Genomic DNA, 24,447 nt, shown 5'->3' on the forward strand with positions numbered 1-24,447 from the left:
CATCGAAGAATTCCTTTTAATAATGGACTCTTCTCTATTAGATCAAAGAACTCGCCAAAAAGCGAGTTCTTTGTCATCAATCTGACAGGGCAATTGCCCTGTTTTTGTTTTAACAAACAATAAAAAATTAGCCAGAGCAATTTATCAATAAATTCAAATTACATAATAAAATAACGAATCAACGCCATAAAACACATACCTGCAACCACAATACACATTAAGTTTTTAGTGACTACTGCGACAATAACAGTTGGAATAGATGCCAAGCAATATTCTACGTGAAAATCAGGAAACTGCCCCTCTTTTACCACAAATAAATTTTGCACAAATAGCGCTGTTAAAATACACAAAGGCACATACGACAAAAAACGAATTACCACATTCGGTAATTGCAACTTTCGAACCAGCATAAAAGGAATCACTCTTGGCAACCAAGTGACTAAACCACAACCTAAAATAATTAATAAACTATAAATTGTCACGCATCACGCTCCATAGCCATTCCCATAAAACAACCACCAAAAGTGCTAATTAAAATTGCCATTTCAGGTGACACAAAGCGCATTAATAAAATCAGCATAAGAGCAACGGTTAACATCACTAATAGTCGATTTTTAAGGCTTTTACTTTTATCACCAATTAATTGCAAATAAAGTAAACCAATAAACATGGCAACCAAGGCGTAATCAAAACCAAATAAGTTAGGATCGGGCAGCCATTCACCAATGACTGCACCTAAAAAACAAGATACAATCCAAGCCAAATAAGCCGTTACATTAAGCCCATGCATCCAAGCGGCATTAACGGGCACTTTATTGGTTATAGCACCCATGACAACGGCAAAACTTTCATCAGTTAATAAGCTACCAATAGCTATATTATTAAAGAATGAAAATTTACGAAAAGCAGGTGCCGTTGCCATACTCATTAAAAAATGACGAGAGTTAACTAAAAAAACCGTAAAAATAATGGCTGAAACAGGCGTAGCCACCATCATCAAACCTGCAATAATAAACTGTGCTGTACCGGCATAAACAATAATCGCCAATAATGTGATTTCAAGTACGGATAAATTTGCTGACTTCCCTACAACACCTGCAGCAATGCCAATACCAATGTAACCTAATAAAGTTGGAATACAAGCACAAACACCATCTTTAAAAGCCAAAGACATAATCATTCCTTAACGATAATAATATGTGATTTTATAAATTAATATTTTAGATATTGCAAACCGATAATACAGCTCTTGAATAACCTAAATATTAAGTATTAAATTCCCAATTAACCCACAATAAACCGCAATCTTTTGTCAAATTTTGCTATAATATCGCCTAACTTACATTAATGATAACAAAATAACTCAATAGCAACTAACGTGGCAAACATATCTATGTATACAGGAACTTTATTTATTATCTCAGCACCAAGTGGTGCAGGAAAATCAAGCCTTATTCGAGCTTATTTAAACCAAAATCCACAACAAGCAAAAGTATCAATTTCACATACAACTCGCCAGCCACGACCAGGTGAATCACATGGCGAACATTATTATTTTGTGGATCACAAGCACTTTGAATCCTTAATTGATAAAAACTCATTTGTAGAATATGCCAACGTATTTGACCACTATTACGGCACATCTAAAGCTGAAATAGAACAAAGCCTATTACAAGGAATTAATGTGTTTTTAGATATTGATTGGCAGGGTGCAAGGCAAGTACGCCAAAAAATGCCTCAAGCAAAAAGCATCTTTATATTACCGCCTTCACTAAAAGAATTAGAAAACCGCCTAATAAAACGCGGGCAAGACAACAGCAGCGTCATAGCTAAAAGAATGCAAAAAGCACAAGCCGAAATTTCGCATTATGACGAATATGACTATGTCATTATCAATGATGATTTTGATACTTCATTAAATGCCTTAAGCACAATTATTACTGCTGCTAGCTTAGAGCAGGCAAAACAGACTATCATTAATTCGCAATTATTAAAAGATTTATTGGATAGTGATTTTAATTAAAACGCCAATAATATCGCCGAAATATTAATCGGCGATATTATAAAAAAGCCTTTAATTTCCTAAAGCTTTATCAGCCTGATCGTTTTGAATCAACTCTAATTTATAGCCATCAGGATCTTCAACAAAAGCAATGATCGTTGAGCCACCTTTTACAGGTCCTGCTTCGCGTGTTACTTTGCCTCCTGCTTGCTTAACCGCATCACACATTTTTGCTACATCATCAACGCCAATGGCAATATGACCAAACGCCGTTCCATGATCATATTCATCGGTATCCCAATTATAAGTTAACTCAATCACTGAGCTTGTTGTCTCATCGCCATAACCAACAAAGGCTAATGAATATTTATATTGTGTGTTTTCACTGGTTCTTAGCACTCGCATGCCCATTACACGGGTATAAAAATCGATCGAACGTTGCAAATCACCAACTCGAATCATAGTATGCAAAATACGCATCGGCTTACTGTTCCTTTAATAGCTTTAATAGAATAAATAAAATTTTTGTTGAGTTTATACATTAGTGCTTAAGCAGGCAAATTTTTGTTATTGATTGGATATTTTATGATGATTAATAAAAAGCTAATACCATATACCTAAATAACTATTTTGCTCACTATCAAAGTGAGCAAAATTAAGTGTTATCTTTTGATTTATTATTTTGATTGGCGGTTATCTTGATTGATTGCTATAACGTGGAGAAGCACTAATTTGCTTACCATTAGTAACTAAACGAACTGCCTGACCTGCAAAAAAATCTTTAGCTGAACCTTTTTGTACAAGCACAATATTTGATCCATTTTCTTGTTTGATTTCTAGCTCAACAGCACTTGCTTGGCTAGTTTTATCTTGAATTACATCACCCAAAATTGCACCGCCAATAGCACCGGTTGCTGTCGCTAATACTCGACCAGAACCATTACCAACAGTATTACCTAAAACACCACCTAAAACAGCACCACCTAAGCTACCTACGATATTTTCGTTTTTACCGTTTGTGTTATTAGCTTGAATTTTAACAGGTCGTACTGAAACAACTGTACCATAACTCACTTGCTGAACTTGTTTGGCTTGATCAGCTGTATAAACATCGCCAGAATAGATATCACTATTGCTACATCCAGATAAAATTGCAGCTAAAATAGTTAGTGTGACGATTTTTTTCATAATTAATTCCTCATATAATATCGGTATCTTATTATTATACCTTGTTTAGAATAATCTTATTAAGAAAAAACGACAATAGCATTTTCATTATTTTATCAATAGCCAATACAATTTATGCTTAAGTTAGGTTATACTCAGCGCAATAGTTTATTGAGCGTACAATGAATATATGAAACGGTTATTTTTTCAATTAATATTATCGGTTATGATAACGGCTTGTCACGATGTAAATCAAGCTTCTCAAAAATTGAGAGGGTTGAATTTAAACAACCATCAAATGATTGTTTAAATAATGAATCGGCTAATGATTCACATCTTAACAAAATTCCTGCTTTAGGATGTCCCGTAAAATAATTTAATAGGCACAAGTAACACAATGAAAACGATAGAAATCGACGAAGAATTATACCAATTTATTGCTGGTCAAACCAAACACATTGGCGAAGATGCATCAAGTATATTACGACGTTTATTAAACATAAACCAATCAACCTTGGCAAAACAAAACACCATCGTCAAAAAAGAAAATCACTATCCTATTTTTAATGATTTATTAACTAGCGACACCTTTATAAGCGAAAAATCCATTATCAGCCGTTTTATATTATTGCTTAGTGCATTATATAACTATAACCCAGCACTTTTTGCCATTGCTGCAACATCATTGCATGGTAGTAAAAGGCAATACCTAGCCAAAGATAAACTCGCTCTTGAAGCATCAGGTAAAAACACCAAACCCCGCGAAATCATTGGCACACCTTATTGGGTAATTAGCAATACCAACACTGCTAGAAAGCAGTATATTATAGAATCAATAATGAGTGACATGGGCATATCTGAAACCATGATAAACCAAGTTACTAACGCTTTCTTGCCTTAACAGGATAAACAAATAAAGCTAAAACATGACAACACGAACCTGATCACATTTTAGCTATTATAAAATGACTATTTTATGAAAGAGGATAAAAAAATGGCCAAGCAAAACCGCGCAGGAATGTTAGCTCAACCATCAGATCTCATTAACGTTGAAACATTACGCAATAGCTACTACCAAATTCAACCTGATACGGATAACGCTAGCCAACTAGTCATATTTGGCACATCGGGCCATCGAGGCAGTTCAAACAAAGGCACATTCAACGAAGCACACATATTAGCCGTTGCACAAGCTATTGCCGAATATCGCAAAACCAACAATATCACAGGGCCATGCTTTATTGGTCAAGACACTCATGCCCTATCAGAACTTGCATTAAAATCAGTACTTGAAGTTTTTGTTGCCAACGAGCAAACCGTTGTTATCGCAAAAGATTGGGGCTATACACCAACGCCTGTAATATCGCATGCTATTTTAACCTACAACCAAGGTAAACAAGCCCAACTAGCCGACGGTATTGTCATTACTCCATCGCATAATCCACCAGAAGATGGCGGAATAAAATATAATCCAACTAATGGCGGTCCTGCGGATACCGACATCACCAAACAAATTGAAAACCGTGCCAATGAATTACTAAAAAATAAACTCAATGGTGTAAAACGTGTCACCTTAGACAAGGCTATAAATTCAAATTACGTTCATAGCAAAGAGTACGAGACCGACTACATCAACGACCTTGAAAACATCTTAGATCTAGCGCTGATCAAATCATCATCGCTAAAAATTGGTGTTGACCCACTTGGTGGTGCAGGTATTACTTATTGGCCTAGAATTGCCGAAAAATATGGTATTAATCTTAACATTGTTAACAACAAAGTCGACCCAACATTCAGCTTTATGCACCTCGATCATGATGAAATCATTCGAATGGACTGCTCAAGCCGCTGGGCAATGGCGGGATTGTTAACATTAAAAGATCAATTTGATTTAGCTTTTGGTAACGATACCGACTTTGACCGCCACGGCATTGTAACGCCAAAGGGGCTAATGAACCCAAATGCTTACCTATCAACTTGTGTCAATTACCTATTCCAAAACCGCCCACAATGGCACAAAGATATCGCTATTGGAAAAACACTAGTTACAAGCTCGATGATCGACCGCGTAGCAAATAGCTTAAACAAACAATACCTAGAATACCCTGTTGGTTTTAAATGGTATGCTGATGGGCTATACAACGGCAAACTCGGCTTTGCCGGCGAAGAAAGCGCTGGCGCATCGTTTTTAAGAACCAACGGCAAAGTTTGGACAACCGACAAAGACGGCATAATCCTATGCCTACTTGCTGCCGAAATGACTGCAAAAGTGGGCAAAAACCCACAAGAGCAATATCAAGAACTTGAAGCAAAATTTGGCGTTTCTTATTATGGACGAATTCAAGCACCGGCCTCGTTTAATGAAAAACAAAAACTAGCCAAACTTGATGCTAGCCAACTAACCACCGACAACTTAGCAGGTGAAAAAATCACCCAATGCCTAACCACTGCACCAGCTAACAACGCTGCAATTGGTGGGCTTAAAGTGATAACCCAAAACGGCTGGTTTGCCGCTCGCCCGTCGGGAACAGAAGATGCTTACAAAATCTATGCAGAAAGCTTTATAAGCAACGAACATTTAAATACACTACAGCAAGAAGCCGAACAAATTGTGGCTAAAGCAATTAAATAATAGTAAAAGGTACAAGAAACAGCAGCTATTTGGCTGCTGTTTTTTTATGTAGGGATTTTACTAAAAATACAAAAAATAAATAAAATCAATAATTAAGAAACCACGCTCAGGATCCCATATGTCTGGTGGACCTCCAAAGTCCTTTAAGCCATCCCAATGCACGTCATGCCGACCATAATATAGATTCGGCCTTGCATAATCGATAACTGGCGACAGCATTATTATTGCATCACTACGATTACCCGCACGAACCTTTTTACCATTTGCCTGTACATTCCATGACGATGACAATAATAACAGTGCTAATACTAGCAAAGCTGTTTTAGGTGATTTGGGAGATAATTTCGATAATACGTTGAGAGATAATTTCGAAGATATAAATAAGTTTCGTGCAGAAACTCGTCGAATAAGATTATTTGATAAATTTAAGACATTGGTTTGCCAGTGCTTGTGCCTAAAATAATAATGCATTGTAGTCCACCTATCAAGTAATAACTTGATTTTTATTCCATTTTGTATAATTATTCGCTTATTTAATAAGCTTACTTTCCTGTTGCAATAGAAGTATAACCTTTTAAAAAATAATTAGCTAGTTTTTTAACAATTTTTTGTAAAGAAATATAAAAAATATAAATAATATAAATAAATTTAGAGAAACATAAAGACAGAAATAATTCAGTTATAAAAATAAGTGAATTTTTTAATTAAAATATGATATCAGATTACAGATATTTTAACCTTTGGTGGAATGATTAATATTAATCAATAACATCTAAAATACAAACAACTTTCCTAGGCTCTTTCCCTAATTTATGCAATATAGTATTCTAGTAGCCTTATTTGAACTTACACCAAACCCAATATACCGTGCACACATTTATTTTGTCTTTACGTAAAGTCTTTTATAGCAGTAATCTTCTTTTTAGTCTTCGTATGCTAATTAGCTTAGCTGGATCGACGTTGGTTCCTTGGTATTTAGGACAAACATCGCTTGTTATTCCACTTACACTTGGTGTTGTGGCTGCTGGTTTGACTGAGATCGACACCCGTTTATTAAGCCGCTGTATTAATTTAGTCCTTACTCTGATCTGTTTTGCTATTGCGACTTTTTCGGTCGAGTTGTTATTTGATTATCCCGCTTTGTTTATTGTTGGTTTGGTTTCGTCAACATTTATGTTTATTATGCTTGGTTCGCTTGGGCAACGTTACAGTGTGATTGCCTTCGGATCACTTTTGATTGCTGCCTATACCATGCTTGGGCATAATTTATTTACTGATAATTATACGCTACCTTGTTTTTTATTACTTGGGGCATTTTGGTATAATATTGTTTCGTTAATTGAATCGATCATTCAACCCATTCGTACAACCCAACAATCACTGTCACTATGTTTTATTCATTTGGCACAATATCTTGATGCTAAAGCGGCTATGTTCGATCCTGATGAGTCTGATGGATTTAAAAAACAAATATTGCAATTAAATAATGCTAATAATCAACTTATTAGCGCATTTAATAACGCTAAGCGTTCATTGTTTAATCGGTTAAAAAGCTACCGTGGACAGGTTTATATTAGAAAGTTACTCAGCTATTATTTTGTTGCGCAAGACATTCATGAGCGTGCCAGTTCAGCGCATGGACATTATCAAGCGTTAAGTGTGCATTTTAAACATAGCGATATTTTATTTCGATTTGCGCGTATTTTAAATTTGCAAGCAAAAGCTTGTGCTCAGTTGGCAATGACAATTAAGTTAAATCAAACTTATCAGCATGATCCACTATTTTCGCGCTATTTTTCGTATCTTGAAGAAGCAATTAATCAGTATCACACTAGCGACAATGCCAATATGCTAATGGTTAAGGCTCTAAAAAGTTTGTATCAAAATTTGTTGTCAATCGATCTGTTACTTGCCAATATTGATACCGAACAACATCTATCAAAAGAGCAAGAAGATAATCAGTTGATTGATGAAGAGTTAACTCGTTTCCATGATATTTTTATTAAAATTAGAAGTAACTTGACCGTTAAGTCAGCACTATTTCGCCATGCAATTCGTATGTGTGCTGTATTTTTTGTCGGGTATATGGTGATTTATGTTTCTGATTTGTCTCATGGATATTGGATTATTTTAACTAGCTTATTTGTATGCCAACCAAACTATTCCACCACAAAACACCGCTTAAAATTACGCGTAATTGGGACAATTTTAGGGATTATTGTGGGAATTCCGTTAACATTTTTATTTCCAAGTATACCTGAGCAGTTGGTATTAATTATTATTACTGGCTGGCTATTTTTTCTATTTAAAAATTCGCAATACGCTTATGCAACTGCGTTTATTACGTTGCTGGTATTTTTTAGTTTTAGTTTGATTGGTGAAAGCAGTATTGCCGTAGCGGCTTCACGCATTATTGCAACGTTAATTGGTTGTTTTATTGCTTGGTTTGCTGTGAGCTTTATTTGGCCTGATTGGCAGTTTAGAAATTTGCCTAAACTTGTTGATCGTGTTTGTCATGATGATAGCCATTATTTGGCGTTAATTGGTCGTCAATATCTGACTGGTAAAACGAATGATGTAATGTACCGTTTAGCAAGGCGAGCAGCGCATGATAGTAATGCCGATTTGTCGTCATTAATTAGTTTGATGACTAAAGAACCTCATATGAACCCTGTTGTTATTGATAAGGGATTTCGTCTGTTAACGCTTAATCATACGTTGATTAGTTATCTTTCGACTTTAGGTGCACATCGCGATAAACCGCTTTCAAAACAGACTTTCGAGCTATTTGATGATTTGTCAGTCTATATTATTAATCTTCTATGCGATAAGAAGATCGACAGCGAATATCAACCCGTTAAAAAGTCAGTTATCGATTATATTGAAACTATTTCAACCAATTCAGTAGATGACGATAAAGCCAATAATGATCTGTTAGTTATGCAACAATTGGCTTTGATTTTGGATATTTTGCCTGAGGTAACAATGCTTGCTAGTGAATTAGAAAATAAAATAGTAATAAAAAATTAGATAGATATTAAACCAAATAGCTAGATCTATAACAATACTATTATTTATTAGGTAAAATATTATATGCCCAAAATATAAATCGAACCGTGTTTGTGAATATTTTCATCAATCCATGTTATAAAGTCACTAATCATTTGTGAAAAAAAAGATTTATATTTAGAAAAATTCTTTGTCACCTCTTGCAAGTCATCATCAAAGATAAATTTAAAATCAAATAAATCATTTTTCAGTTCGATTAGTTTTGCAGATTTATCGACCTTCTGTTTAAGTTTGATTAATGCCGATTTTATTAAGAACCACTGCTCTTTATTAACTTCAGTTATCCCCCAATGTCCATAGTTTTGATAGTTAGGTACATTATTGTATATAATGCTTTCAATAAAACCAAATGCGTTTTCTGCTAGATATTTTGACGTCTCACTCCTGACATCACCTTTAAAAGGGGGGATAGCGAACTCAAAAATTAGTCCCTCCATATCTTCTTCCAAGGAACGTAACTTAAAATCTATCATACAAATTTTTTATATTAAAAAGGTTAGACACATGTAAATACTAGCACATTATTTTTTGATTACAATCAAGCCAACTAAGACTACCTCATTTTTGTCAAAAACTTTTAGGAACGCACCATGTTTATGTAAAAAAACCTAAAAAATCATACAAATACAGCAAAAAAAATATTCTCTAGTTTGCGTTTCAAGCAAAGGGAAATCTTTGGTGTCACCTGTAGTATTTCACCCAGATAGGTTTTGTTATCGCCTTTAGCTTGCTGTCCTAATTTATCTTCAATGGATTTTCTATTTTAATCAGATGGTTAATTCCACAGCTAATCGTTTTATAACGATCATTCTGATTGGTTAAGGGAACAAAAGCTTCAATGCTTTATGCGTTTTTAAAAGTCTATTTCAATCATGAATTGCAAATAACTTTATGTTTTTTTATACAATTAAATTTTAAAGCAGCGTCTATAAGCTAATTATGAAGGTAACTTTATTAATCAATGCCCTGATACTTTTGAAAATAAATTAATAATCACAACACCAAACATAATAAACCCCATCCCAACTAAAGCAGCGAAGTCTAAAGTTTGTTTTAGAAAAATCCATGCAATTAAGCTTATTAACACTATTCCAATTCCAGACCAGATAGCATAAGCAATACCTACAGGAATGGTTTTTAACGCTAATGAAAGTAAATAGAACGAGGAACTATAACCCACAATAGTAATGATGGAATAGATAAGATTAGTAAATCCATCGGATAGTTTCAATGAAGAAGTTGCAATAACTTCACAAATAATTGCAAAAAAAAGTAATAAATATGAGTTCATATTAATGCCTATAATCGTTAAATAAAAAACCAACTACCCCAAATGTAGGTTAAAATTTCAGAACAATCAATCTCTATATAAATGTTAATAGATAAAAACAATATTTTGTTGCCTTATTTTGATATCATTAATTATGATCGAAAGGTAAAGATAGATAGCTATTAACGTTTAAAGTTTAAAATGGAAGATCTTTATGATAGTTTAGGCTTCTACTTTAAAAATAACTTATTAATTATCAATAAATAAACACAAATCATATACCAAAATAGAACCACTAAATCTATATAATAACCATCATTATACCTAGAATAAGGCACTTAGTAGTACTTTTTTATTTTTTATCTCCAGACGGTATAGAATCCTGAATATTTTTTACAAAAATATAATCTAAAAAGCGAGCAGTACGATCCTCGCCAAAATATTAGACAATGCCCACCTCTATCATTTTTTGTTTGAAAATGTGTTGCCATTCTAAAATTAAATGTAGGAATTTCTCACGTTATTTACAGTAATTTCTTAAATTATCCCTACATCTTAATTCTGCATCCATATTTTCATATATTTTAATTGGTTTAAGGGGGATTAATTCTTTGTGGTTTACTTCACATTCAGAATTTTTATTTGAAAGAATAATAATTTGTCCCAATGGTAATTTCAAATCAAGAAGTGCATATGGTACAACGGGAGCTAAAGAATAAAACTCTCTATCTCTGTTATCTGGAGGAAACTCATAATAAACAACTTTTTTATTATAAACATACACGATTGTGTCAGAATGTTCCTGATATATTCCAAAATCAGTATTGGTATCAGAATACTGAACTTTTTTGACATCAATACCTTGATCACGCATAAACTTTAAATAATATCCGCTGATATTGCCACTTATTAACCACACTTCATCCCATTTAAAATCAGTATAATCAGTTAACTTGATAGTTTTAATAGAATTTTCTTCAATATCATTTAATATTTTTTCTAATGGTGCTTTATTACAAGTTGTCAAAACTAAACAAATAATTAATAACAAAATGATTTTTTTCATTTTTTGATTTTCCTTTTACCTTAAAACTGTATTTACTGTTTTATAACTCTAACTTTTCCCTAAAATATTATTTATTTTAAAATACAAATTGACATTGAATTAGTGGAAATTTTTTACTTTACTAGGGTTTGATTATAATTAGTTCATATTAAGTTATTAACTCCATAATTTGCATAATTTAATGTCAACATAATTAAAATTAACTTGCATAATTATCATAATATGTCAGAATTCCCTGCCGCTTTAAGCGGGTAAAAAGGCAAAACTATACTTAGTAGTTTTTTATTGTTTTTTGGGACAGAGGAGCAAAGTAAGTCATGTCCGCAATAAAAATGAAACGAGTTTTAACCACACCTGCATTAATTGCATTTGGTTTAGCTTATATGGTTCCTTTAGGGATCTTTACCACTTATGGGGAAGTCACTGTTGCCAGTAATGGACACTTACCTATAGCCTATATCATCACCCTTGCCATGATTTTTTTCACTGCATTAAGCTATTGTCGTATGGCAAATAAGCTACCTATTGCTGGTTCTGCTTATTCTTATGTACAACGTACTTTTGGTGGAAAAGTTGGTTTTTTGGTGGGTTGGGCACAAATCCTTGATTACCTATTTTTGCCAATATTAAATTATTTGGTTTTAGGTATTTATCTTAACGAAGCATTTCCAAGCATTCCTGCTTATGTTTTTGTTTTGGGTTCGCTTATTAGTGTTAGCTTTTTAAATTACCTTGGTATAAAACTGATTAATTCAGTAAACTTTACCTTAATCATTGTACAAATGGTTTTTATCGGGTTATTTATATTTTTGAGTTTAACTAATGTGGATTTAACTCCTGAAGCAATGATGAAACCATTGCAAGTTAATGCCAGCGATTTTAGTGGTTTAATGTCAGGAGCAGCAATATTGTGTCTTGCTTTTTTGGGTTTTGATGCCATTGCAACCCTAGCCGAAGAGTCTAATGATGCACAAAAATCATTACCTAAAGCTATTATATGGACTGTGTTAATTGCGGGTTGTATTTTTTTAGTGGTTTCTTATTGTGCTCACTTAGCTTACCCAATGTGGGCTGATTTTGCTGATAATAAAGATACTGCAAGTTTAGAAGTGGTTCGTCAAGTTGGTAAAATTAGCCAATTAGGCGGTGATTTTATGTATAATTTCTTCCAAGCATCCTACTTAACGGGAGTTTTTGCATCAGCAATGACTGCGCAAACTAGCGTGTCACGGATTTTTTATGCAATGGGACGTGAAGGGGTGCTACCTAAACAGATTTTTTATAAAATTCACCCACGCTTTAGAACGCCTTATTTATCAATTATCTTTGTTGCTTGCTTTTCATTGCTGTCATTAGTATTAGATCTTAGTTTAGTGGTATCAATGATAAGCTTTGGCGCATTAGTGGCTTTTACTTTTGTCAATTTATGTGTGATTAAAAGCTACCTTGGTGGCAATAATGCAAAAACAGCATCAACGTTATTTAAGTACGGACTATTACCTGCAATTGGCGTTTTACTTTCACTGTGGTTGTGGACAAGCCTTGACGCAACAGCAATGATTGTTGGTTTAGTTTGGTTAGCAATTGGGTTTATTTATTTGCTTTATCTTACCCGAGGATTTACTCACTTATTACCGTCGATTGATCATAAAGAGCTAAATTCGATTATTAAAGATTAATTTGATCTTTTTAAATTAGGTCTACTTAAAAGTATCTAGTTACGCCTTTTAAAAAAATTCCGTCGACCTGAGTCGACGGAATCAAATAAAAAATAATTATTAGCTAAGCTAATATTATAATTACTCACCAAAACCAGTAGCGAATAATTCACGGATTTCATCCATTGCTGCTTGTTCATCTTCACCATCACAGATGATTTCAACAGTTGAACCACCTTTAACGCCAGCACCAAGTAAACCCATCATGCTTTTTAATTTGATTGCTTTATCATTATAAACAAGTTCAATTGATGATTTATAACGACCAGCTAATTTAACTAGTGCCGTAACAGGGCGAGCATGAAGACCAGTTGAATTTTTTACTACCATTTGTTCTTTTAACATAATAAAGTCCTTATTTATATCTTAACGTTAATACAATGCCTGTATTTATATCATAAATTAAATCATTTTTCTCTTTTTTAGTTATGATTTTTATACAATACTTTTAATTACTGGCATTTTAGACAAGTTATGACCAATAATATCGCACAATATGAAAAAAAACGGGTGCAGCAAAGCAGATAGAGTCTAAACGGTCAAGCACACCACCGTGCCCACCAATGAGTTTCCCCCAATCTTTGATACCTTTATCTCGTTTTATTGCTGACATGACTAGTCCGCCCAAAAATCCAAGTAAAATAATCATCAGTGAAATCAAGCCTGATTGAATAAAAGTAAAAGGTGTTATCCAAAATAAACACGCACCAATCAAACTTGCCGATAATACTCCACCAATAAAACCTTCAATCGTTTTTGATGGTGACAAATTTGGGCTAATAGGATGTTTACCAAATAATTTACCAAAAACATATTGTAAAACATCTGAAAGTTCAACAACTAAAACTAAAAGAGCAATCAAAAGTAAATTACGATCTTGGTAATGTTCAATGTTTAATGCTAATAATGCTGGCACGCAAGAAATACTATAAACAGTAATCATTAATCCCCATTGCACTTCAGCTGTTCTTTCTAGAAAATTATGCGTTGAGCCTGTGATTGCTGCTAAAATGGCTAATAACAAAAAGCCATAAACAGGAATAAAAATACTAAATAGCCCGTACCACGACACAGCCACTAAAATATATTGTAAAGGTAAAGCAATAAGATAAGAAAATATTAATGCATAATTATCATAACGATTAGCTGAAGTTAAAGTAAGAAATTCTCGCAAGGCAATAGCGGATGCTAGGAAAAATAGAAAAATAACTGCCAATTTACCTAATAAAAATGCAATACCTATGATTGCTACCATTACCCACCATGAATTAATGCGAGTATTTAAATTATCAATAACACTATTTGGGCTTTTTATTCGTTTTTTTAGTTGTAAACCTATTATTGACGCAATAACGAGTAATACACCTATACCTGCAAACAATAATAAAGTATCACGTTGATAATCAGACATTGTTCCCCCCTTAATTATATTTGCAGCGCAATACATTTAAATCAATTCTGCATTGATACCATTTAACCAAAACGAATCATTCCACTGATTAATATTCCAACTAATAGTAGTATTTGTAAAATAAACCAAAAAATTTGTTTTTTTAATAATTTTATTGTTCCCTTTTGACGTTCAATAATCGATCTTGTAGGGAATTGATTGGTGTTAATTAAATTTAATTGCTGTAATGCTTCATCTAATTCGATTAACTTATTTGGTAACAGGTCAACATTAATGGCTAAATATTCAAACAGCTTTTTATCAAATTCAATACGCAGCGCATAATATTTGTTTATTAATCCTATCCCAAAACCGATAAGACAGCCAATAACACATAGCAATGAACCTATCCACCAACTTGCTATCAATCCAAAACTTAATGTTATTATCGTTATAGCTAATGAAAAAATATAAAATTGCTTACTTATTGCCAATAAGCTACAAAATGTCACCAGTGCAGTTTGATTGGTAATTTTAGGTGATTTTGTTTCGTTAGAGCTTAGCATAGGTTTCCTTTTGGAATTTGTAGAAAAGATCTGACAAAATTAAACGTTGCTTAGTTGTAATAACGACTGAATGACGGCTTGACTTGACTTTCGTAATAGCATCATCAAGACTCGAAGCCCTTTTTGTTAGTAATAGCCAAGCAATTACTGCTGTAGCGCTGCGTGAATAACCTAACGCACAACATACTAATACATTCCCTTGTTTATGACACTGCTCTATCATTTTAGACGCTTGCTGACACTGTTCAATAGTTAGTGGTGTCATGTCTAACACTGGAATTGAGCAATAATTACCAAAAACATGTCCTATAGGTAATTCAGCACATAGATCAACAATCGAGGAATAAGAATTTTTTGGTAATGTACTTTTTGAGGGTATCTGTCCTAAATAAACATTATCATAAATTAAATCGGCTGGCTTATTTTTAAATGTCCATAACCGTGAATTGATCCACATGATTATAAAATAAGGTAGATATAAAATCGTAGTAGCAAGATTAAAACGTCCGTTAGTCTGCTTTTGAAATCCTATTGCACCAATAAATAATTGGCACAAACCAATAAGAAAGAGCCTGAAAGCCACAGCAACCAAAGCCACCATCCACTAAAGTAGATTGCTAAACTTAAAGATAACAAAAATAATATAAAATAGATACTAGCCCAAACATAGTGTTTAGCTAATTGTCTATTTTTTAATGGCGATAAGTTGTTATTTGGCCATAACCAAATACAAAAACAACCAACCCATAATCCAGTTGGAATATCAAAAAAATGGTGTTGCCAAGTTGTTAATACTGACACGCCTATTAAGAGGCACCAAACATGCAAAATATAACGAGCAAGCTTGGTATGTAAATAATTAACATAAAACTGCCATAAAATGATAAGTAATGTGATGTGTAATGAAGGTGCTTGATTAAATGGCTTATCAAATCCCATTAAAACAGCAAACAATATCCCAGAAAAACCGTCTAATGACGGGCGCTCAAAACTAAATTTAAGCGGAAAGATTAAAAAACAAAAAATACAAATAATCTGAGCAGATAAAAGTCTAAAACCAAGCCTTTTAAGAGTAGGATAAGAACTAGCCAACAAAATAGCTAATCCATACATAAGATCTATTGACCAATAAGGTATGATAGTCCAAGGCCATAAAGGTATTGAGCGTTCCCATTCAAAAACTAAACTACCTACATCACTTCGTATCGCGGTAAGTTCATTAGCAAAATTATAGCTAGTAAAAAAGAAAACGGTTAAACCAACTAACCATGCTAACTTATAAGCAGTTAGCTTATTAAAGCAATATTTTAACTCATACATTCTTTATTATTTAATTCGTTGAGCCAGTGATACGGTAAAAATCCCCCACTGATCAATACGCATAGTGATCTTTTTAAACCCAACATCTGCGACAAGTTGATCCATTTCAAGTTGGGTACGTCTGCGCATAATCCAAGGTTGTCCATCTCTATGTGATGTTAATGCTCTTGCTATAAATTCAAGCTGTGGGTGCCAAGGTTGGTTAGTATAAATTAAATAGCCACCTTCAGCGATTGAATCAGCTAGACCTGACAAAGATTCACGCAGTAACTGGTTATCACTAAATAATTCATATAACCCTGAAACAACAGCTAATGTTGGTTGTGGTGATAATTGAGCTAGCTGTTCACGATTAAAAGCATCGCCTTTTTCAAAGCGGGCTATATCAGTTAATCCTTTTTCTTCTATTAATGCTTGACCATCTTGTATGTTAATATCACTATAATCTCGTAATAGTACCGAATTGGGTTTATTAGCAATTTGGCTTATCGTTTCTAAAATATAACGGCCATGCCCTGCGGCAATATCAACAATATCGACAGGCTTATTTTGTTCGTGAAGTTGATTGATAGCGAGTTTTAACAGTTCTTCAAGATGTGTTTTTCGTTGACGGATACCTCGCCACCCAATAGATTGTAAGTAAATGTAATCTAAAAAGCGACCTAGTTTTGAGGTGCCAGAAGGTTCATTACGATAGACATAATCCAATGAGCTTCCCGAATCAAAGCCCATTGTCATGCCCAATTTTATCCCATCTGAAAGTCGGCTAGCGTATGCTAAACTAGCTTTAATAAATTTCCAATATAAAGGTTTAATCCAACCTGATGGCGGTAAGGCTAAATTATCTGCTTCTTGTCTTGTATAACCAATTATATCGCCTTGACGCGCCAATCATAACACCTAAAATGCCACTATATTCCGTTAAAATAGATAGTAAAACCACAAAAATCACTAAATTACTATTTATTTCGTGAAGTTGTGTAAAAATGAGTAACAGCGCGCAGTTAGAAATGACATCACAAATTTCATTTAAATAAGCACCTAAATTTGATTTTTGGTTATACTCTCTCGCTAGCATACCATCAATCGCATTGAGTGCCATACGGATAAACATCTATATTGGAATAAGAAAAAAATCCATTGATATGATGCCAATATTCCAACAATAAAAGCAATCATAATAGAACCCAAACAGGTAACCAAGGTTACTTGATTAGCAGTAATATTAGCCTTATAAAGACGATCAACATAAGGACGTAGTCGTGCTTGAAACTTCGGCTTTAATTGATAAATTGATAACACAGGAAATCCTTGTTTAAATTTCTTTAGCTAATCCTTGTTTAGCGATTTTTATCACATTTTTTAAATCAACACCTTGTGCTTTAGCGGCAAAAATACAACCACAATAACACTGCCGATAAACATCATACTCTTTACAAAGCTCGATAGAGCGTTTATAACCATTATTCTTTTTGAAATCAGAAGGCAGATAATTGACCGAAAAAATTTCTTGAATTTCTAATCCTAGTTCATTAATTTTTTGGCTATTTTTTTTAGGACTTAATGTTAATGCACTGGCGAAATAGTCAAAGCCTAGCTCTTGCGCTTTAATAGCTGCCAAATCTAAACGCATTTTATAACAGAGATGGCACCGTTCCCCTCCTTCTGGAGCATCACGTAAATGTTCAACTTGCTTAATAAACTCAGCAGGCTGATAAGGAGCTTCTAAAAACTGAACGTTATTGCCTGTTTTTTGATTAAAATCAGTAATAAACTTTTGTTGCACCACACTACGATATTCATATTCAACACGAGGATGAATATTAGAATTAGCAAAATAGATTGTAATATCAGCATACTGTGCTAAATACTCTAAAACATAGGTACTACAAGGAGCACAGCAACTATGAATTAACAGTTTAGGGCGAATAGCTGCCGATTGCCAATCAGCAATCAGCTCTTTTAAAACAGAATCGTAATTTACTTTATTGTGTGGGTTTAATTTATCAAGAATAGTTTTAGCATTAATTAACATGAGGACTCAATTATTTGTTATTTTAGTGAATAAAGTCTTTATGGTTAGCTATAATATAGCGATACTATTCAACGTTCAAGATCAACACAACACTTTTATACTTATCATTATTTATCCAAACTCATTTTAAAATATTTAGGTTATTACCCACAAATTCCAAAATAAATACAATAATCAATTATACATAGCCATTAAAGGCTATGTATATAGTATTTTCAAGTTACGTTGATAACTATTATTGATTGTCTTTTCTAACTTCCGTGACAATCATCTTCTTGATACAACGTCTTTCTAAAATAAAGGCAATAAGAAAATAGACAATAGTCAATATCCACAAATGCCAATATTGCTGACTAAATTCAGAAAAATTTGCACCCATTTGATTGATTTTTACAGAGCCAACAATAGCTGGTACTGCAGGAAATATATAACCAATTAAGTGGAACAACGAAGGCATCAACTCTTTTGGCCAAGATAGTCCGGTAACAAAAAATATAATCATACTTAACGGTATAATTAAACAAAAAACATCACTAACCGTATGAACAAAATACGATATCACTTTACCCAATAACGCCGTAGAAAAAATGAAAGGAATAATAAACGACAAGGAAACGAAGATATTCCCTAAACGTGGTAAGTTATACCAATAGTTAGCAAAGACAGTATAGATAATAAAATAGTTCAAATAAAGTACTAAATAAGTCAACAATTTACCTGAAAGTAGCAATAGTGCTGAAGATGTAGCATTATTTTGTTGATTAATAAATGCTGTTTCAAAATCAGAATTTTTGCTAAATAGACGGCATAATATGCTACCAATAAGCAGTGTTTGATATAAAATTAAAATAAAGGCGGCGGGAATAATGTAAGTTGCATAACCAGATTGTGGATTAAATAAACTAATCAGCTGAGTACTAAAAGGCGAAACATTACTGGTTGCAACGGCTGGATCAATGCCTTGAGCTATTTTGCGTGAAATTGAAATTTTAGCACCAAAATTACTAGCTACCGTATTAATAGCCGTTGCCACATTACTATAAATCAAAATATAACTAGCATCGCCATAATATAAAATGGTGCTCGTTTTTCCTGCTAAAATATGTTGTTGAAAACGATAAGGGATCAACACTGCACCATATATTTTACGTTCTTCAATCAGTTTTTTAGCTGTCTGTAAATCCGCAATGTGTAAGTCTGTTTCAATAGACTTATTTGCATCAATCTGCCTAATTAGCTCTCGGCTATAATTGGTATTATCTTGGTCGATAACGGCAATAGGAACATCGCGTATTGCTTCATGTAAATAAGGTTGCGGATAAAAAAAGAAATAAATAAATATCCCCAAAAACATAACGCTAAGTATCGCTTTGGTTTGAAATATCCGCTTTAACTCATCATAGGAAATTAATAGTAAAGACTTAATCATATTAACCGCCTACGGATTTTTCGTAAATGAAGCATAATAAGCATTAACACAACACTGAATTGAATCAGTAAATAAACAAAAGGCTCTAATGAAGTCATCATATTCGGAGATCTAAGTGTTTGATCAAGGCGAATCTGTATATACCATGTCACAGGTAATAAAGCTCCCCAAACATAAGCAAAAGTATTCATGGCAATACGAGGGAAAATAAGTCCTGTAAAACCAAAACTAGGCGAGGCAACTAAACTTGCAGTGCCATATGCCTGTGCTAATGTTGAACCTGTTAAACCAAAAAAAATCCCATATAAACATGATGTCAAGATAAAACCTATATCCCCAAATATAAGCAATATCAAATATCCATTTAGTGGTAGGTTAAAATAGGCAATTAAAATGCTATCAAATAAAATTAGACAAAATAAAAAATAGATAAAATAAGGTGTAATGCGCCCTACTAAGAAAGTAAAAATATTGTAATTAGCTAATTGTAATGTTTTTTGATAGCTTGTTCCATCAAAGCGATCGCGAGTAATACTAGTAACCATTGCAATCATAATAATAATCTGCAAAATAGTAGGAATTAAACCACTCATTAATGTATATAAGTAATTTAATGTTGGATTAAATAATGGATGTAAATTTGTTGGAACTATTTGCATTTGGCTTTGAGCAACAGGTGAAGCAATCCCTTTTTCTAATAATCCCTGCAATACGATTTGGCTATTAGCTGTTTTTAATGCGGTGCTCATAGCCCGAAAAATAATAGTACCAGCAGACATATATTGATTATTATAAAAAGCAACAACTTCAGGTTGACGACCGGCTATAAGATCTTTTTCAAACTTAGGCTGAATAAAAAGCACAGCATAAACATCCCCTTTAATCAACGCATGTTTAGCTGAAGAAAGATCTTGATAACGTTTAGCTACCTGCAATTGTGGTGAAGCAGCTACTTGTTGAATTAATAAGCGTGATGATTTGGTTGTATCTTGATCAACAACAGCAATAGGTACCTGCGTAATAACGCCAGCATAGTACATATAAAGAAATAAAAAAATAAATAATAAAGGGTAGATAAAAACCAGTAAAAACAAAAATCGTTGTTTCACTAATTTACTCAGTTCCCATCTAATCACTTGTAATAGCGAAATAGACATGAATGCCGTTTCCTTTTGTGTAAGATCACCAGATTAATTATGCTAATGAGATTGCCATTTTGTGGTAACACTCATTCCTGGACGGAGACCTGTCACTTTATTAATTGGTTTTGCACGCATTTCAAAGGTTTTTAGATCAAAGTCACCTGTTGCCTTAGTCGCTTGCCAATTAGCATATTGCCCTAAAGCATTTAATACCGTAACTTTAACATCAATAACTTGATTATTTAATGCAGGAACATTTACCTGAAACGTATCGCCGACTTTAAGATTGCCTAATAAATCTTCACGAATATTGAAAGTAAACCAAATATCGTTTAAATCAATAATTGAATAAAGAGGAGTACCAGGGCTATATAGCTGCCCTGTTTCAGCAACTCGAGTAGTAATTTGGCCATTGATAGGAGCAACCAAAGTTAATTCGTTAACATCTGCTTTTACTTGCTCTAAAGCAGCCTTTGATTGTTCTACTTGAGCATCAGCTAATTTTTTCTGTTCTATGCTACTGCCATTTTCGGCTAACTCTAGATTAGCCTTAGCCGCTTCATAAGCTTTAATAGCTGCTTGGTATTGATTAAAAGATTCATCATAATTTTGCTTTGAAACCGTTCCATTTTTGGCTAAACGATTAATTCGCTCATAGCTAGCTTGAGATAAAGATAAATCCAATTTTGCTTTATCTAATTGAGCCTTTTGTACATCAATTGTTTCAGGCCTAGTACTATACGTCGCATCGCGACTTGCTATTGCCACATTTAATTGCGCTTGAGCGGTTGCAAGCTGAGCTAATAATGCAGGACTTGAAAGAGTAAGAAGAGTATCACCCTTTTTAACATCATCCCCAACATCATAGTTAAATTGAATCACTCGACCTTGAACTCTAGCGGCGACATCAACACGGTTAGATTCAACTTCACCCTGTAATATAATGGTACTTGGTTGATTAACAAAATAGATAATAATAACCATAGCAATAGCGGCAATGATTGCTACAATCAAAGAAAGACGTTTTTTATGCATAAATTGAGCTTATAAATAATTAGAATAAAACTAAAATGATATTATTGCGACATAATATAAAGCCAAATATTAAATTACGCAATAAAATATGCCATCATGTGTAGGAAAACGTCGAGTTGTTTACACCTCATGATTGCAATAATCCTATAAAAATGCATAAGGTGTTGTATCTAAAATCGCTTCTCATTAAACTGTAACAATTCCCCTAAACCTAAAATAGCACAGTAAAAAAATAAAATATTTTTTATGATAAAAGTAAAAATGATTTTAGTCATGAAATAGTGCTATTTTTTTGAATTTTAAAGAACTTAATGGAATTTAAAGATAACTTTTAATGGTAGTTATTTTATATGTTAAAAAATGAATTGGAGCGGGAAACGAGGTTCGAACTCGCGACCCCGACCTTGGCAAGGTCGTGCTCTACCAACTGAGCTATTCCCGCATGAGAGGTGTTTATTAGTGGTGCCCGGGGCGAGACTTGAACTCGCACGGCCAAAAAGGCCGAGGGATTTTAAATCCCTTGTGTCTACCGATTTCACCACCCGGGCTCAAAACTAATTACGAAGAAGTAATTACGTTTTGAATGCTGTGCATTTTACTCATCTTAAATTTATCGTCAACAAAAAAATTCAAATTCTTGTTTGACTGCTCAATGTTTGTCACATTTTGTGTGGTTGTTAACCTTTTGCTTTAAAAGTTTAAAAAATAGAATTTATTGTTAACTATAAAAATGGTTAGCCTTTAATAAAAGGCTAAAGCCTAATTTTATAAATTAAACACTAAACGATGAGCCACAACCGCAAGTGGTTGTTGCGTTAGGGTTGTCAACCACAAAGCGAGAGCCTTGTAGACCTTCAATATAATCGATTGTACCACCAACAAGATATTGCAAACTCATTGGGTCAATAACCAGAGATACGCCATTTTTTTCAATTGCTAAGTCGTCTTCGTTTACTTTTTCGTCAAAGGTAAAACCGTACTGAAATCCACTACATCCCCCGCCTGTAATGTAAACTCTTAATTTAAGGTTTGGATTTTCTTCTTCAGTGACAAGTGACTTAACTTTATTAGCGGCTGCATCAGTAAAGTTGATTGGTAAAGCATCGCTCATGTTCTTCTCCTAATATGGTGATCTTTGTATTATATACCTTTGCTAAATGAAAATACAAAATAGAAAACCTCTATCAAATAAATTTTTGTTAGCTAGCTTGAATTTGTTTTGATTTTATGAATAAATACAACAAATTTTTTTAGAGAGATTATCTCAATTATGCTAAATACTTTCAAATCAGAAGCTCTTTATCATCAAGCCTTATCGGTTATGCCTGGTGGCGTTAATTCTCCAGTTCGTGCTTTTAATGGTGTCGGTGGCATACCTTTGTTTATTGAGCGTGCAAACGGTGCATATATTTATGATGTCGATAATAAAGCCTATATTGATTATGTCGGCTCTTGGGGACCAATGATTCTTGGGCATAACGATCCCGATGTTGCTAATGCGGTCATTAATGCCGTGCATAATGGATTAAGTTATGGCGCACCAACCGAAATTGAAATAAAAGTGGCTAATTTGGTTTCACAACTGATGCCCTCTATTGAAATGGTGCGAATGGTAAATTCAGGAACCGAGGCAACCATGAGTGCCATTCGTGTTGCGCGTGGCTTTACTGGGCGAGACAAGATTATTAAGTTTGAAGGTTGTTACCATGGACATGCCGATTATTTATTAGTTAAAGCTGGCTCTGGTGCCCTTACGTTTGGTCATCCAACCTCGCCAGGAGTACCTAATGATTTTGTTAAGCATACCTTAGTTTGTGACTATAACAATTTAGAATCTGTCAAAAAGCAATTTGCACAATATCCTAACGATATCGCCGCCATTATTATTGAACCAGTGGCTGGCAATATGAACTGTGTGCCAGCCAAGAAATCGTTTTTACAAGGCTTGCGTACGCTTTGTGATGAATATGGTGCGTTGTTGATTATTGATGAAGTGATGACTGGCTTTAGAGTCGCGTTAGGTGGTGCTCAAGATTATTATGATGTGGTGCCCGATTTGACTTGTTTAGGTAAGATTATTGGTGGTGGTATGCCTGTTGGTGCTTTTGGTGGTCGTGCTGATATTATGAAACAACTAGCACCAACTGGACCAATCTATCAAGCTGGAACGCTTTCAGGTAACCCCGTTGCAATGGCAGCAGGATATGCGACATTAACAAAGTTGATGGAAGTAGGTATATATCAAGAATTAGAAGATAAAAGTGCATCGCTTGCCAACGGTTTGTTGGCGGCAGCTAAAAAGCATAATGTGCCATTAGTGGTGAATTATGTAGGTGCCATGTTTGGGTTATTTTTTACAACTGCTCCAGAAGTAACCAGTTATCAAGATGTGATGCGGTGTGATGTTGAATTATTCAAAAAATTCTATCATCATATGCTTAACGAAGGTGTCTATTTTGCACCGTCAGCATTTGAAGCAGGCTTCATGTCACTTAAACATACAGATAAAGAGATCAATCACACAATTGATGCTGCAAGCCGTTTTTTTAGTAATTTAGAAAAATAATACTGTTTTTAATATACCCAAAGACATAACAAATTAAACG

Annotated in this window: 25 protein-coding genes, 2 tRNA genes and 1 pseudogene; 6 read left to right on the forward strand and 22 right to left on the reverse strand. The window is 33.8% G+C overall.

Annotated features, from left to right (window positions below):
• Positions 1 to 158: 158 nt before the first annotated feature.
• Positions 159 to 482, reverse strand: coding sequence for an AzlD domain-containing protein (locus GQ590_RS10000; protein WP_160408809.1), 324 nt, complete (start codon positions 480 to 482; stop codon positions 159 to 161).
• Positions 479 to 1,174 (reverse strand): AzlC family ABC transporter permease, encoded by a 696-nt coding sequence (locus GQ590_RS10005; protein ID WP_237397860.1) that lies wholly within the window; start codon positions 1,172 to 1,174, stop codon positions 479 to 481. Before GQ590_RS10005 ends, GQ590_RS10000 begins: the two co-directional genes overlap by 4 nt.
• A 219-nt stretch (positions 1,175 to 1,393) precedes the next feature.
• On the opposite strand from GQ590_RS10005, the gene gmk reads away from it, so the two are divergent.
• The gene (gene gmk, locus GQ590_RS10010; protein WP_160408805.1) at positions 1,394 to 2,023 is read left to right on the forward strand and encodes a guanylate kinase; all 630 of its coding nucleotides are present in this window, start codon (positions 1,394 to 1,396) and stop codon (positions 2,021 to 2,023) included.
• Positions 2,024 to 2,074: 51 nt separating this feature from the next.
• On the opposite strand, the gene gloA is transcribed toward gmk, so the two are convergent.
• Positions 2,075 to 2,482, reverse strand: a complete 408-nt coding sequence (gloA, locus tag GQ590_RS10015) for a lactoylglutathione lyase (protein ID WP_160408803.1) — start codon at positions 2,480 to 2,482, stop codon at positions 2,075 to 2,077.
• A gap of 213 nt (positions 2,483 to 2,695) precedes the next feature.
• Positions 2,696 to 3,193, reverse strand: coding sequence for a glycine zipper 2TM domain-containing protein (locus GQ590_RS10020; protein ID WP_065635651.1), 498 nt, complete (start codon positions 3,191 to 3,193; stop codon positions 2,696 to 2,698).
• 373 nt (positions 3,194 to 3,566) lie between these two features.
• On the opposite strand from GQ590_RS10020, the gene GQ590_RS10025 reads away from it, so the two are divergent.
• Together GQ590_RS10025 and pgm are read left to right on the forward strand one after the other, a co-directional pair.
• Entirely contained in the window at positions 3,567 to 4,070 is a 504-nt protein-coding gene (locus tag GQ590_RS10025) for a hypothetical protein (RefSeq protein WP_065635649.1), read from the forward strand.
• A 93-nt stretch (positions 4,071 to 4,163) separates the two neighbouring features.
• On the forward strand, positions 4,164 to 5,801 hold the full coding sequence (pgm, locus tag GQ590_RS10030; RefSeq protein ID WP_160408801.1) for a phosphoglucomutase (alpha-D-glucose-1,6-bisphosphate-dependent): 1,638 nt from the start codon (positions 4,164 to 4,166) through the stop codon (positions 5,799 to 5,801).
• Positions 5,802 to 5,861: 60 nt separating this feature from the next.
• On the opposite strand, the gene GQ590_RS10035 is transcribed toward pgm, so the two are convergent.
• The gene (locus GQ590_RS10035) at positions 5,862 to 6,272 is read right to left on the reverse strand and encodes a hypothetical protein (protein ID WP_160408799.1); all 411 of its coding nucleotides are present in this window, start codon (positions 6,270 to 6,272) and stop codon (positions 5,862 to 5,864) included.
• Between the two features lie 396 nt (positions 6,273 to 6,668).
• Between GQ590_RS10035 and yccS the strand changes: the two genes are divergently transcribed.
• Positions 6,669 to 8,831 carry a YccS family putative transporter gene (yccS, locus tag GQ590_RS10040; protein WP_160408812.1) on the forward strand — a complete coding sequence of 721 codons (2,163 nt, stop codon included), beginning with the start codon at positions 6,669 to 6,671 and terminating at the stop codon, positions 8,829 to 8,831.
• Between the two features lie 59 nt (positions 8,832 to 8,890).
• Here the strand turns inward: yccS and GQ590_RS10045 are convergent, their stop codons facing one another.
• The 3 genes from GQ590_RS10045 to GQ590_RS10055 all read right to left on the reverse strand — a co-directional run bounded on the left by GQ590_RS10045 (position 8,891) and on the right by GQ590_RS10055 (position 11,206).
• Complete coding sequence (locus GQ590_RS10045; RefSeq protein ID WP_160422591.1) at positions 8,891 to 9,343, reverse strand: hypothetical protein; 453 nt, start codon at positions 9,341 to 9,343, stop codon at positions 8,891 to 8,893.
• A gap of 485 nt (positions 9,344 to 9,828) precedes the next feature.
• Positions 9,829 to 10,161, reverse strand: a complete 333-nt coding sequence (locus tag GQ590_RS10050) for a multidrug efflux SMR transporter (protein ID WP_160408795.1) — start codon at positions 10,159 to 10,161, stop codon at positions 9,829 to 9,831.
• A gap of 499 nt (positions 10,162 to 10,660) precedes the next feature.
• Positions 10,661 to 11,206, reverse strand: a complete 546-nt coding sequence (locus GQ590_RS10055) for a hypothetical protein (protein WP_091120889.1) — start codon at positions 11,204 to 11,206, stop codon at positions 10,661 to 10,663.
• 317 nt (positions 11,207 to 11,523) lie between these two features.
• Between GQ590_RS10055 and GQ590_RS10060 the strand changes: the two genes are divergently transcribed.
• The gene (locus GQ590_RS10060) at positions 11,524 to 12,885 is read left to right on the forward strand and encodes an APC family permease (RefSeq protein ID WP_160408793.1); all 1,362 of its coding nucleotides are present in this window, start codon (positions 11,524 to 11,526) and stop codon (positions 12,883 to 12,885) included.
• A 120-nt stretch (positions 12,886 to 13,005) separates the two neighbouring features.
• On the opposite strand, the gene GQ590_RS10065 is transcribed toward GQ590_RS10060, so the two are convergent.
• From GQ590_RS10065 to erpA, 14 genes and pseudogenes are all read right to left on the reverse strand, one after another.
• Complete coding sequence (locus GQ590_RS10065) at positions 13,006 to 13,269, reverse strand: HPr family phosphocarrier protein (RefSeq protein ID WP_065558280.1); 264 nt, start codon at positions 13,267 to 13,269, stop codon at positions 13,006 to 13,008.
• A 127-nt stretch (positions 13,270 to 13,396) separates the two neighbouring features.
• Complete coding sequence (locus tag GQ590_RS10070; protein WP_160408791.1) at positions 13,397 to 14,335, reverse strand: phosphatidate cytidylyltransferase; 939 nt, start codon at positions 14,333 to 14,335, stop codon at positions 13,397 to 13,399.
• A gap of 62 nt (positions 14,336 to 14,397) precedes the next feature.
• Positions 14,398 to 14,880: a hypothetical protein gene (locus GQ590_RS10075; protein WP_160408789.1), complete on the reverse strand. Its 483-nt coding sequence runs from the start codon at positions 14,878 to 14,880 to the stop codon at positions 14,398 to 14,400.
• Positions 14,867 to 15,337, reverse strand: coding sequence for a dual specificity protein phosphatase family protein (locus GQ590_RS12345; protein ID WP_202112969.1), 471 nt, complete (start codon positions 15,335 to 15,337; stop codon positions 14,867 to 14,869). Before GQ590_RS12345 ends, GQ590_RS10075 begins: the two co-directional genes overlap by 14 nt.
• A gap of 71 nt (positions 15,338 to 15,408) precedes the next feature.
• Positions 15,409 to 16,200 carry a phosphatase PAP2 family protein gene (locus tag GQ590_RS12350; RefSeq protein WP_202112970.1) on the reverse strand — a complete coding sequence of 264 codons (792 nt, stop codon included), beginning with the start codon at positions 16,198 to 16,200 and terminating at the stop codon, positions 15,409 to 15,411.
• 6 nt (positions 16,201 to 16,206) lie between these two features.
• Positions 16,207 to 17,070 (reverse strand): annotated as a pseudogene (locus GQ590_RS10085) (class I SAM-dependent methyltransferase family protein); the annotation flags it as partial.
• Complete coding sequence (locus GQ590_RS10090) at positions 17,042 to 17,314, reverse strand: CDP-alcohol phosphatidyltransferase family protein (RefSeq protein ID WP_160408785.1); 273 nt, start codon at positions 17,312 to 17,314, stop codon at positions 17,042 to 17,044. The pseudogene GQ590_RS10085 and the gene GQ590_RS10090, both read right to left, overlap by 29 nt.
• A gap of 201 nt (positions 17,315 to 17,515) precedes the next feature.
• Positions 17,516 to 18,235, reverse strand: a complete 720-nt coding sequence (locus GQ590_RS10095) for an epoxyqueuosine reductase QueH (protein WP_160408783.1) — start codon at positions 18,233 to 18,235, stop codon at positions 17,516 to 17,518.
• Between the two features lie 235 nt (positions 18,236 to 18,470).
• A complete protein-coding gene (locus GQ590_RS10100; protein WP_160408781.1) occupies positions 18,471 to 19,664 on the reverse strand; it encodes an ABC transporter permease in 1,194 nt (397 codons plus the stop codon).
• On the reverse strand, positions 19,661 to 20,821 hold the full coding sequence (locus tag GQ590_RS10105; RefSeq protein WP_160408779.1) for an ABC transporter permease: 1,161 nt from the start codon (positions 20,819 to 20,821) through the stop codon (positions 19,661 to 19,663). The genes GQ590_RS10100 and GQ590_RS10105 overlap by 4 nt, the downstream gene beginning before the upstream one ends.
• Before the next feature lie 42 nt (positions 20,822 to 20,863).
• A complete protein-coding gene (locus GQ590_RS10110) occupies positions 20,864 to 21,841 on the reverse strand; it encodes an HlyD family secretion protein (protein WP_160408776.1) in 978 nt (325 codons plus the stop codon).
• 366 nt (positions 21,842 to 22,207) lie between these two features.
• Positions 22,208 to 22,283 (reverse strand) — tRNA-Gly (locus GQ590_RS10115).
• 18 nt (positions 22,284 to 22,301) lie between these two features.
• Positions 22,302 to 22,389, reverse strand: a tRNA-Leu gene (locus GQ590_RS10120).
• Positions 22,390 to 22,613: 224 nt separating this feature from the next.
• Positions 22,614 to 22,952 carry an iron-sulfur cluster insertion protein ErpA gene (gene erpA, locus GQ590_RS10125; protein ID WP_160408775.1) on the reverse strand — a complete coding sequence of 113 codons (339 nt, stop codon included), beginning with the start codon at positions 22,950 to 22,952 and terminating at the stop codon, positions 22,614 to 22,616.
• A gap of 159 nt (positions 22,953 to 23,111) precedes the next feature.
• Here erpA and hemL point away from each other — a divergent pair, with 159 nt between their 5' ends.
• The gene (gene hemL, locus GQ590_RS10130; protein WP_160408773.1) at positions 23,112 to 24,407 is read left to right on the forward strand and encodes a glutamate-1-semialdehyde 2,1-aminomutase; all 1,296 of its coding nucleotides are present in this window, start codon (positions 23,112 to 23,114) and stop codon (positions 24,405 to 24,407) included.
• Positions 24,408 to 24,447 lie beyond the last annotated feature (40 nt).

The organism is Gilliamella sp. Lep-s35 (genome assembly GCF_009795845.1).
Classification (GTDB): Bacteria; Pseudomonadota; Gammaproteobacteria; order Enterobacterales; family Orbaceae; genus Gilliamella.